The organism is Chryseobacterium sp. SSA4.19 (genome assembly GCF_022601875.1).
In the GTDB taxonomy this organism is placed as follows: Bacteria; Bacteroidota; Bacteroidia; order Flavobacteriales; family Weeksellaceae; genus Chryseobacterium.
Genome location: NZ_JAKVIP010000009.1, coordinates 148,899 through 159,581, shown reverse-complemented (window position 1 = coordinate 159,581; position 10,683 = coordinate 148,899). Strand labels below are relative to the sequence as shown.

General features: G+C 37.3%; 11 protein-coding genes. 8 read left to right on the top strand and 3 right to left on the bottom strand.

The genetic code is table 11. From position 1 onward, the window contains the following. The first annotated feature begins 162 nt into the window (after positions 1-162). The 3 genes from MKJ01_RS08555 to secG all read left to right on the top strand — a co-directional run bounded on the left by MKJ01_RS08555 (position 163) and on the right by secG (position 4,050). Entirely contained in the window at positions 163-1,476 is a 1,314-nt protein-coding gene (locus MKJ01_RS08555; protein ID WP_241613411.1) for a pitrilysin family protein, read from the top strand. 49 nt (positions 1,477-1,525) lie between these two features. Beyond that, positions 1,526-3,571, top strand: a complete 2,046-nt coding sequence (locus MKJ01_RS08550; protein ID WP_241613409.1) for a pitrilysin family protein — start codon at positions 1,526-1,528, stop codon at positions 3,569-3,571. A 131-nt stretch (positions 3,572-3,702) separates the two neighbouring features. Then, complete coding sequence (secG, locus tag MKJ01_RS08545) at positions 3,703-4,050, top strand: preprotein translocase subunit SecG (RefSeq protein ID WP_241613408.1); 348 nt, start codon at positions 3,703-3,705, stop codon at positions 4,048-4,050. 205 nt (positions 4,051-4,255) lie between these two features. On the opposite strand, the gene MKJ01_RS08540 is transcribed toward secG, so the two are convergent. From MKJ01_RS08540 to recR, 3 genes are read right to left on the bottom strand one after another with little or no spacing between them, the layout of a single operon-like run. Beyond that, positions 4,256-5,089, bottom strand: a complete 834-nt coding sequence (locus tag MKJ01_RS08540; RefSeq protein WP_241613406.1) for a glycosyltransferase family 2 protein — start codon at positions 5,087-5,089, stop codon at positions 4,256-4,258. 11 nt (positions 5,090-5,100) lie between these two features. Continuing rightward, the gene (locus MKJ01_RS08535) at positions 5,101-5,952 is read right to left on the bottom strand and encodes a glycosyltransferase family 2 protein (protein ID WP_241613404.1); all 852 of its coding nucleotides are present in this window, start codon (positions 5,950-5,952) and stop codon (positions 5,101-5,103) included. After that, on the bottom strand, positions 5,936-6,550 hold the full coding sequence (gene recR, locus MKJ01_RS08530; protein ID WP_241632571.1) for a recombination mediator RecR: 615 nt from the start codon (positions 6,548-6,550) through the stop codon (positions 5,936-5,938). The genes MKJ01_RS08535 and recR overlap by 17 nt, the downstream gene beginning before the upstream one ends. Positions 6,551-6,760: 210 nt before the next feature. Here recR and MKJ01_RS08525 point away from each other — a divergent pair, with 210 nt between their 5' ends. From MKJ01_RS08525 to MKJ01_RS08505, 5 genes are all read left to right on the top strand, one after another. Then, complete coding sequence (locus MKJ01_RS08525; protein WP_241613401.1) at positions 6,761-7,366, top strand: hypothetical protein; 606 nt, start codon at positions 6,761-6,763, stop codon at positions 7,364-7,366. A 17-nt stretch (positions 7,367-7,383) separates the two neighbouring features. Further along, complete coding sequence (locus MKJ01_RS08520; RefSeq protein ID WP_241613399.1) at positions 7,384-7,875, top strand: hypothetical protein; 492 nt, start codon at positions 7,384-7,386, stop codon at positions 7,873-7,875. A gap of 142 nt (positions 7,876-8,017) precedes the next feature. After that, entirely contained in the window at positions 8,018-9,463 is a 1,446-nt protein-coding gene (locus MKJ01_RS08515; RefSeq protein ID WP_241613398.1) for an aminoacyl-histidine dipeptidase, read from the top strand. Between the two features lie 83 nt (positions 9,464-9,546). Next, entirely contained in the window at positions 9,547-10,011 is a 465-nt protein-coding gene (locus MKJ01_RS08510) for a GNAT family N-acetyltransferase (RefSeq protein ID WP_241613397.1), read from the top strand. Between the two features lie 15 nt (positions 10,012-10,026). After that, on the top strand, positions 10,027-10,608 hold the full coding sequence (locus tag MKJ01_RS08505; protein WP_241613396.1) for a TIGR00730 family Rossman fold protein: 582 nt from the start codon (positions 10,027-10,029) through the stop codon (positions 10,606-10,608). Positions 10,609-10,683: the final 75 nt, after the last annotated feature.

The following is a 10,683-nucleotide window of genomic DNA, read 5'->3' as shown; positions in this document are numbered from 1 at the left end:
GATATTACCTGGAAGAACCTGCACTTTTTAGCATTTTCTTTAAGGCTAATCAAAAAATTAAAAGTTTAAACAACTTCTAAATATAAAAGTTAAAGAATTGTTTTGGGAATATTGTAATATTTAAAGTATTTTTGGCACTAATTGACAAAACAATTTCTATTTATGAAAAAGCGACTCCTTTCTGTTGCTGCTGCAGCTTTCTTCGGAATGGCTCTGAATGCGCAACAAATTAAATTTGAAGAATATGATCTTCCAAATGGTCTTCACGTAATTCTCCATCAGGATAATACAGCACCTGTAGTAACCACAGGTGTAATGTACCATGTAGGTGCGAAGGATGAAGTAAAGGGAAGAACAGGTTTTGCTCATTTCTTCGAGCACCTTTTATTTGAAGGAACTCCTAATATTAAAAGAGGTGACTGGTTTAAAATAGTTTCTTCAAACGGAGGGCAGAATAATGCGAACACAACAAATGACAGAACATATTACTACGAAACCTTCCCTTCAAATAACGAACAGCTAGGGTTGTGGATGGAAGCCGAAAGAATGCGCCATGCGGTTATTAATCAAATTGGGGTAGATACGCAAAGAGAAGTTGTAAAAGAAGAAAAGAGATTAAGAATGGATAATCAGCCATATGGAAATCTTTTCAGTACCATTCAGAAAAATTTATTCACCAATCACCCATACAACTGGCCGACTATTGGTTCTATGGAAGATCTTAATTCCGCAAAATTAGAGGAATTCCAGGCATTTTATAAAAAGTACTACGTTCCGAACAATGCTACGTTAGTAGTAGCAGGAGATATTAAGCCTGAACAGACTAAAAAATGGATCGAGGATTATTACGGAGGAATTCCTAAAGGTACCGTTACTCCTAAAAACTTCCCGAAAGAAGCTCCAATCACCCAGGAAAAAGAAGTTACTGCAACAGATCCGAATATCCAGCTTCCTGCCTATATTTTTGCTTACAGAACACCGGGGAATAAAGAAAAAGATGCATATGTTTTGGATATGCTTTCTTCTTATTTAAGCAACGGTAAATCTTCGGTTTTATACAAAAAGTTAGTTGATCAGGATAAGAAAGCCCTTCAGGTAGCTGCTTTTAATCAAGGTCTTGAAGACTACAGTATTTTTGCATTCTTCGCAATCCCTATGGGACAAACGACTAAAGCAGCGCTTCAGTCTGATATCGATGCTGAAATCAAAAAACTTCAGACGACTTTAATTTCCGAAGAAGATTACCAGAAGCTTCAGAACCAGTATGAGAACCAGTTTGTAAATGCCAATTCAAGCATCCAGGGAATTGCCGCTTCACTTGCTACCAACCACGTATTGATGGGCAATACCAATTTAATTAACAAAGAAATTGATATTTACAGATCTATCACAAGACAGGATCTTCAGAATGCGGCGAAAAAGTATCTTAATGCCAACCAAAGAATCATCATCAATTACGTTCCTGAAAAAAAGTAATCAGTTAAGACTTTTAAGTTAATGATTATTAAAAATTAAATTTTTACAAATGAAAAAGCAATTAACATATATAGCTGCAGCATTTTTCTTCGCAGGAATGGTTTCAGCACAAAAAATAGATCTTAACGCAATGCCAAAGCCGGGCCCAACACCCGTGATCATTATTGCCAAGCCAAAAACATTCCAACTGAGCAACGGCCTTACGGTAATGGTGGTGGAGAACAATAAATTACCTAGAGTAAGTGCAAACCTTACGATGGACAGACCTCCATACAACGAAGGAAGTGTAACAGGGGTAAGTGAAATCATGGCTGAACAGTTCGAGAACGGAACAACCAACATGAGCAAGGATGCATTCAATAAAAAAGTGGACTACCTGGGAGCGAACTTAAATTTCTCTTCGGGCGGAGCCGCTGCCAGTTCTCTTTCCAAGTATTTCCCTCAGGTATTAAGCTTAATGGCTGACGCCATTGTTAATCCTAAGTTCTCTGCTGAAGAAATTCAGAATTCTAAAGAAAGAGCGATCGAAGGTTTGAAATCTGAAGAAAAAAATGCATCTGCTATTGCCTCAAGGGTTTCCAATGCTTTGATGTACGGAAAAAACACATCAAGAGGAGAATTTGAAACCGTTGAATCCATCAATAAAATTCAGTTGGCTGATGTACAAAATACCTATAAGAAATATTATGCTCCGGATAATGCCTACCTGGTAATTGTTGGAGATGTAAAATTTGAAAAAGTAAAGCCTCTGATCGAAAAAGCTTTCAGCGGATGGAAAAAAGCAAATACGCCGATTACCCCGCTAGAGCCTGCTTCCAATGTTGTAAAAACTGAGATTGATGTGGTGGACGTGCCTACTGCCGTGCAATCTGTGGTTTCCCTTAACAACCTGAACACGCTGAAAATGAAAAATCCGGATTATTTCCCTGCAACAATCGCAAACTATATACTTGGCGGTGGTGGTGAAGCCAGGCTTTTCATGAACCTTCGTGAGAAAAACGGATTTACTTACGGAGCATATTCCAATATGAGCCCAAGCAAATATTCTCCGCAGTTCTCCGCAAGCGCAAGCGTAAGAAATGAAGTAACAGACAAAGCGGTTAAAGAATTCATCAATGAACTTAACGGTATTTCAACGGTAAAGCCTGAAGAGCTTGAAAATGCCAAGGCAAAGCTTAAAGGAAACTTTATTATGTCCCTGGAAAAACCTGAGACCATTGCGAGATTTGCACTTAACCAAAAAATCTACGACCTTCCTGCTGATTTCTATACCAATTACTTAAAGTCTATTGATAAAGTAACGGCTTCAGATGTTTCCAATGCTGTAAAAACCAATATTTTACCGAACCAAAGCCGGATTTTCATTGCCGGAAAAGCATCTGATATTTCCGAAGGATTAGAAAAACTGGGCTATCCTGTAAAATACTATGACCAGGATGCCAATCCTGTTGCAAAACCATCATCTAAAAAAGTGGATGCCAATGTAACGGTAGCTTCTATTGCAGATAAATATATTGATGCGATTGGTGGAAAAGCGAATATTGCTAAAATCTCTTCCTATTCGATGAATGCCTCTATGACAATGCAGGGACAGAATATTGATCTTAAAATGGTTAAAGCCCAAGGAGGGAAAGAAGCAACCATGGTCACGGCTATGGGACAGGTAGTTCAGAAACAGGTATTTGACGGAAAAACAGGATATTCTGAACAAATGGGACAAAAAGTACCTATGAAAGCAGAACAGATTGCTGAAAAGCAAAAAAACACGGAACTATTTGAAGAGTTAGGTTTCGCAAAGTCTGCTGATTACAAGGTAGCTGGGATTGAAAAAGTAGGCGGAGAAGATTCGTATGCAGTAAAAGGTGGAGATACTACCTACTATTACAGTGTGAAAACAGGATTGAAAACCGGTGAAACCAAAACGGTAAAAGCTCAGGGACAGGAAATGAGTGTTCCTACCGTATTTTCAAATTATAAGGATGTAGCAGGCGTTAAAATGCCATATACCATCTCTGTGAACCAGATGGGAATGGATATGACGATGAATGTAAAATCGTATGAAGTAAATCAGGCAAAAGACACTGATTTTAAATAAATATATTTTATTCCTATAGAAAAGCGGCAGCATGAGCTGCCGCTTTTATTTTTAATAACATTTGGCGATATCTTTTTTTGCTGTTCGATAAAAAAAGATTAAATTTGCCCATTCAAAAAGATATCAAATTAATGGATTCTATATTTATACTATTGATGGTTCTTGTTATGATCGCCAGTGTATTACTGGTTATCGTTGTTATGGCTCAAAATCCTAAAGGCGGCGGTCTTTCCAGTACGTTCGGAGGTGCTTCTTCAGCACAGTTCGGAGTACAGAGAACCAACGACTTTATGGAAAAAGCAACATGGACTTTAGGAGCAACCATCATTGTTCTTATTCTTCTAAGCGTAGTAATTACAGGTAAGCCTTCAGCAGCTCCGGTTCCGGTACCTGCCCAGAAAGAAGCTCCGGCTAAGCAATCTGCCGCTCCGACTTCTACAACAACACCTGCTTCACAGACGCCTGCGCCTATTAAATAATGAGCAAATAATATTTATTATATAAAAATTAACTCAAGCGAGTAATGATAGCCGGAAGATTTTTCTTTCGGCTTTTTATTTTATATTACCTTGTGTATTGATTTTGATTGGTTAATATCTGATGATCTGAGGTAAAATTATATAAAGTGTAAAAAAAGTGACCTGAATTTCTTCCGGTCACCGTATTTAAATAAATATTATATTTTTATTTCAGTTTAATTTTCTCAATGGTATGTCTGAGATTAAGGCCGGCTTTTAAAAGCATATATTGTAAGGGTTGCGATTTCCTGTAGTATTTATTAATGAAAATCTGCATCGCTCCATAGAACCTTTGCAGATACACCTCATCTTTTACCGTACTTTCCCCTTTGTGATGAAGAATAGAAGCACTGCCATAATAGAAATTGGTATACCCGTTTTTCAACAAAGTATAACAGAGATCAACATCTTCGCCGTACATGAAATACGCTTCATCAAAACCACCTACTTTATCATAAACCGCTTTCTTAATCAGTAAGAAGGCTCCTGTAACCACTTCTACCTGGTCTACTGCTGTTTCATCAACATCATCCCTGTAATATGATTTTGAATTATTTTTCTTGAAGTTGACAAATAGCTTCTCAAAAGAATTGAACATATCCGGAACAGACCGTTTGCTTTCCGGTAAAAAAACTCCATCTGCGTCATGCATCCTTACTCCCAGGCAGCCAAAACCGGGCTGTGAATCTGCAAAACCTAAAATTTCTTTCATATAAAACCCTTCAAATTCTGTATCAGGATTTAAAATTAAAAGATAATCGCCGCTCGCCGCTTTTGCAGCTTCATTATTAGCTTTTGAAAAACCATTATTGGTTTCTGATGATATAAAATGAACATCCGGAAATTCAGGAATCAGTTCCTTCCATGAAGAATCGGTAGAAGCATTATCAATGACAATCACCTCATAAGAAACATCCGTTATGTATTTCCGAACAGATAAAAGACAGGATATCAGTAACTTGGTGACATTATAATTAACAATAATGATAGACAACTTCATACGGGTTTTTCCTAATTGGGTCTGTTTTTTAAATTAAAGTACCAGGTTCTTGTCAGCAAAAGTACATATTTTGCTTTGTAAAAAAGCGTAAGAAATAAATATTGTATCCGGTTGATGTGCTTTAAGACATACATTTCTTTAGTATTTCTGTGAAATCCCTTTTCCATGAGGTGAAGATTCGCAGACAGTCCGGAGACCCCAAATGTTCTTTTCCCTCCGTCCGCTATCAGCAGGCTTTCATCTAATATATACATCTTATTATTTTTTGAAATCTTCATCCAGTAATTAAGATCCTCAGCATACCGCTGGTCGTGATTAAAATATCCTGTATTGTCAAGAATTTTTCTTTTGAATAAAACGGTTGACGGTTGTGCTTCATTTCTAAGCAATAGTTTTTTAAAGGTAATTTCAGCCAGATGATTCTTAACCCGGTAAGGCCACAGGATTTTATTATTGTTCCTTCTGGTTGCCAAAAAATCGATAGGAAATTCTTTATTTTCAAAATATTCAAGTTGCTTTTCAATCTTTGAAGGCAGCCATTCATCATCGGCATCAAGCAGTGCAATGTAGTCACCACTTGCTATTTTCAGACCTGCATTTCTTGCCTGGGATACTCCTCCGTTTGATTGTTCAAGATAATAAATTTCCATTTCAGGGTTTTCCGCAATGAAAACGTCAACAACTTCTTTACTTGAATCCGTAGACCCATCATTAATAATGATCACTTCAAATATGTGCACACCGACAGTCTGTGCTTTAATGGAATTTAAAGCATGTAAAATCGTATTTTCTGCATTATATACCGGAATAATTATGGAAACCATCAGCAATTTACAGGTATTTTTATCAGGAGCTCCCTTCATTATATGGCAGCCTGTTCATGATAGATCTTCCCAAAGAAATCTCATCGGCATATTCCAGCTCATCCCCTACAGAAATTCCTCTTGCAATACTTGAAAAATTAACTTTGAAACTTTTGAACTTTTTGTAAATGTAATAGGCAGTTGTATCTCCCTCCATGGTGGCACTTAAAGCAAAAATCAGTTCCTTGATCTTTCCTTCTTTGAGTTTTCTATCAATACTCGGGATATTCAGCTGATGGGGACCCACTCCTTCCATCGGAGAAATCTTACCGCCTAAAATCAGGTACTTGCCGTTATACTTTCCCGTATTTTCAATGGCGATGACATCACGGACATCTTCCACAATACAGATCACTTCGTCTGATCTTTTTTCGTTGCTGCAGATTTCACAGATCTCAAAATCGGAATAATTATGACAGTCTCTACAGTACTTAATATCATTTACAAGGCTGATGAGGGAATTGCCAAGGCTGGTCGCTCTTGAATTGGGCTGTTTTAACAAATGTAATGCCAGACGAAGAGCCGTTTTCCTGCCGATTCCGGGCAGTCCCGAAATTTCGTCCACGGCTTTAGCCAATACTTTACTAGGATAATCCATCACACAAAAATAATAATTAAAGTTGTAAAATAATGAATAGTCAATACCTAATTTAATCAGATCAGCAATTGAAAAGATAAGCTGATTCACATTTATTATTTTCAGCAATCATTATCAAACAACATCCCTCATAATTGCTCATCGGTTATGGATAACTCTGAAAAAACCGTTATCTTTGAATACTAAATATTAACTTGAAAAATAAACTTAATGGTACTTAACAATTTAAACTATCCGCTTGATTTTAAATTTAAAATTACAACATTAGCCAGCGATTTTAACATTACGGATAAAAACGGCAATTATGTGGCGTATGTCCGTCAGAAAATGTTCAAACTAAAAGAAGATGTTATTGTTTTTAATGATGAAAGCAAGGCGAAAGAACTTTTTAGAATCCAGGCGAACCAGTGGATCGATTTTAATGCCTCTTATTCGATTAAAGATGCCATCAATACAAAGAACTTCGGGAGATTGGCAAGAAAAGGGATGCGTTCTATCTGGAAATCTACTTATGATGTTCTGGATGTTAACGACCAACCTAAATTCACCATTACTGAAGATAATGCATGGACCAAATTTTTTGACGGAATGGTGAGTGAAATCCCAATCATAGGCATGTTCACCGGTTATTTCCTCAATCCTTCCTATACCGTAAAAGGAATGGACGGAAAAGAATATTTCAGATTAAAAAAAATGCCTTCATTTTTCGGAAGAAGATTCCAGCTGGACAGGCTGATTGACATCGACGATGAAGAAGAAAGTTTAGTGATCCTTTCATTATTAATGATGACACTTCTCGAAAGAGCAAGAGGATAATACCTTATACCAAAACAATGAAATATATAATCATTTTCGCTTCAGCCATGCTGCTGGTTTCCTGTAAAAAAGAACAGCCCGCTACGGTAAACACCCCTGTTGTGGATTCTGTAAAAACAGTTGATGATTCTTTAAAAACAGAAATTACAGCCGGGAAAATATCCGTTGAGAACTTTCCTTTCCCAAAAGAGATTAAAGAATGCTCATGCTATTTCGCAAAAAACAGAGCAGATTTTGAGGCTGAAAAATACATTTATGCAGATGATGCCGGCAAAACAGCCTACATGAAACTGGACGGAAAGAGATTAGCGATGAACCTGATCTCCTCCAGCGATATGGAATCTGATGAAGAACTGAGCAAGGAAATAGAAAATGAGAATTATAAAATCTCTGTAAAAGGCAAAAAAATAAAAGGTGAAGAAGCGCTGTTATTTGAAGGTATTTTAACTATCGAAAAACCTGACGGCACTAAAATAACCATGCCTATATACGGTGAGTGCGGCTGTTAAATAATCATTTCTAATCTTTAACTGTAGACTTTTACAACTTAACGGAACTGAAAAACAGCTAACGTCTATTAAAAAATAAAAAGAATGCTTCCGGTTAACGGGAGCATTTATAATTTCGTAATTTTGATAAAAATAAAATTTCATGCAACTATCCACTATTGAGCCACAGATCATCTGGAAAAATTTCTCCAGGCTGAATGCGGTTCCAAGACCCTCAAAGAAAGAAGAAAAAGTAATCACTTTTATCAAAGAATTCGGTGAAAATTTAGGATTGCAAACTACCGTTGATGAAGTAGGAAACGTCATTATTAAAAAGCCGGCTACCGCAGGCATGGAGAACCGTAAATCAATTGTTCTTCAATCCCATCTGGATATGGTTTGTCAAAAAAACAGCGATGTGAATTTTGATTTTGAAACCGAAGGAATCAGGATGGAAATCGACGGAGACTGGGTAAAAGCAAAAGGGACGACACTGGGTGCAGACAATGGTCTTGGTGTTGCTACCATCATGTCAATACTGGAAAGTTCAGATATTCCCCATCCTGCTTTAGAAGCACTTTTTACGATTGATGAAGAAACAGGAATGACCGGAGCTTTGGGCTTACAACCGGGACAGCTGACCGGAGATATTTTACTCAATCTTGATACGGAGGAAGATGATGAGATTGATATCGGCTGCGCAGGCGGAATTGATGTTACCATCTCTCAGAATTATAAGACTGAAGAGGCAAAAGGACAGATTGTAAGGCTTGAAGTAAAAGGATTGCAGGGAGGCCATTCCGGAATGGATATCCACAAAGGTTTCGGCAATGCAAATATCATCCTGGGAAGACTGCTTTACAAAGGATTGGAAAAAGAAAATATCCAGCTGGTTTCTATAAACGGCGGCGGACTGAGAAATGCGATCCCAAGAGAAGCAACAGCGATTGTTTCCGTAAGAAACGCAGAGGAATTTATTAATACCCTGACTTCAGGACTTAAAAAGGAAATCCTGGAAGAATTTGCAACAGTAGAGCCCCATCTTTATATTACTATTGAAAATTCCACTTCTTCTGAAAAAGCCATTTCTGAAGAAAATTCAAAGAAAGTTATTCTCACGCTTAAATCTCTTCATAACGGGGTTTACAGAATGAGCCCAGATGTAAAAGATCTTGTAGAGTCTTCCAACAACGTAGCAAGAGTCGAATTAAAGGAAGGCAGCCTGAAAATTTTAAATCTTTCCAGATCTTCTGTAGATTCTTCAAAAGATTCTGTGGCGGAACAGTTAAAATCCGTAGCAGAGTTAGCCGGAATGAATGTAGAATTCAGCGGTTCTTATCCTGGATGGAAACCTAAGCCGGGTTCTGAAATCGTGCAGCTGATGGAGAAAATATATACTGAAAAATTTAATGAAAAACCACACGTTGTAGCCTGCCATGCAGGTTTAGAATGCGGAATTATCGGATCCAACTACCCTGCAATGGAAATGGTGAGCTTCGGACCGACTATTCGTGGAGCCCACTCTCCGGATGAAAAAGCCAATATTCCTTCAGCCCAGAAATTCTGGAGTTTCCTGAAAGATATTTTAGCGAATATTCCCCAGAAATAGGAAGATAAAAATTATTATAATTCAATATCCAAAGTCATTTGATTTTGGATATTTTTGTTCGGGCCATTATTTACCCTCAGTTTATGAAAATCACAACCACTCATCAGCTTAATAAAGATCAAAAACCCCAGATTTTACAATTGTGGAATAAAGAATATCCTGAAAAACTTGCTTATGAAAATGTACCTGATTTTGAAAAATATCTTGAAAAACTAAGTGAGGCCAATCATTTTCTTTTAGCCTGTGATACTGAGAAAATCCAAGGCTGGGCGAGTACTTTTAAAAGAGAAAATGAAACCTGGTTTGCAGTTATTCTTTCAGAAGACCTTCATGGTAAAGGTTGGGGAACAAAAATGCTCAACAGGCTTAAACAGTATGAAATCGAATTAAACGGTTGGGTAATTGATCACAATTTCGACCGAAAATCAAATGGAAGTTTTTACAGGTCACCACTGGCATTTTATTTAAAAAATGAATTTGAGATTTTATCTGACATACGGCTTGAACTGGAAATTATGTCGGCTGTAAAAATAAAATGGAAAAAATAATAAAAATTAAAAATTATGAAAAATATTACCGTATTCTGCGGATCAAGTTTCGGTTCGGATGACATTTATAGAGAACAGGCAACTTTACTTGGACAAACGCTGGCAAAACAAAATATACAACTCATTTACGGCGGTGCGAATGTTGGCCTGATGGGTGCCGTTGCCGACGGAGCTTTGAGTTCAGGCGGTAAAGTAACCGGAGTCCTTCCCCATTTTTTACAATCCAAGGAAATTGCCCACCAACAATTGACTGAATTGGTTTTGGTGGAAACCATGCACGAAAGAAAAACGAAAATGAATGATCTTTGTGACGGCGTAATCGTTCTTCCGGGCGGCTATGGAACATTGGAAGAATTCTTTGAAATGATCACCTGGGCACAGCTCGGACTTCATAAAAAGCCGATAGCCATTCTGAATATAGACGGATTTTATGACGATCTTATCAATTTAGTTAAAACGATGGTTGATAAGGGGTTTTTAAAACAAATCAATCGTGATATGCTGCTGATCAGTGATACGATTGATGAACTGTTGGAAATGATGAGGAATTACGAGGCTCCAACGGTTGGGAAATGGATTTCGAAGGAGGAAGTTTAAGTTATTCCGGTTTATCAGGAAATCACTACATTTGATTTAAAATATTAAAATTAGATGATTCAATAATAAATAAAA

Coding starts and splice junctions, on each gene's coding strand:
- MKJ01_RS08555 (WP_241613411.1), top strand. CDS start 163: ATGAAAAAGCGACTCCTTTCTGTTGCTGCTGCAGCTTTCTTCGGAATG.
- MKJ01_RS08550 (WP_241613409.1), top strand. CDS start 1,526: ATGAAAAAGCAATTAACATATATAGCTGCAGCATTTTTCTTCGCAGGA.
- secG (WP_241613408.1), top strand. CDS start 3,703: ATGGATTCTATATTTATACTATTGATGGTTCTTGTTATGATCGCCAGT.
- MKJ01_RS08540 (WP_241613406.1), bottom strand. CDS start 5,089: ATGAAGTTGTCTATCATTATTGTTAATTATAATGTCACCAAGTTACTG.
- MKJ01_RS08535 (WP_241613404.1), bottom strand. CDS start 5,952: ATGAAGGGAGCTCCTGATAAAAATACCTGTAAATTGCTGATGGTTTCC.
- recR (WP_241632571.1), bottom strand. CDS start 6,550: ATGGATTATCCTAGTAAAGTATTGGCTAAAGCCGTGGACGAAATTTCG.
- MKJ01_RS08525 (WP_241613401.1), top strand. CDS start 6,761: ATGGTACTTAACAATTTAAACTATCCGCTTGATTTTAAATTTAAAATT.
- MKJ01_RS08520 (WP_241613399.1), top strand. CDS start 7,384: ATGAAATATATAATCATTTTCGCTTCAGCCATGCTGCTGGTTTCCTGT.
- MKJ01_RS08515 (WP_241613398.1), top strand. CDS start 8,018: ATGCAACTATCCACTATTGAGCCACAGATCATCTGGAAAAATTTCTCC.
- MKJ01_RS08510 (WP_241613397.1), top strand. CDS start 9,547: ATGAAAATCACAACCACTCATCAGCTTAATAAAGATCAAAAACCCCAG.
- MKJ01_RS08505 (WP_241613396.1), top strand. CDS start 10,027: ATGAAAAATATTACCGTATTCTGCGGATCAAGTTTCGGTTCGGATGAC.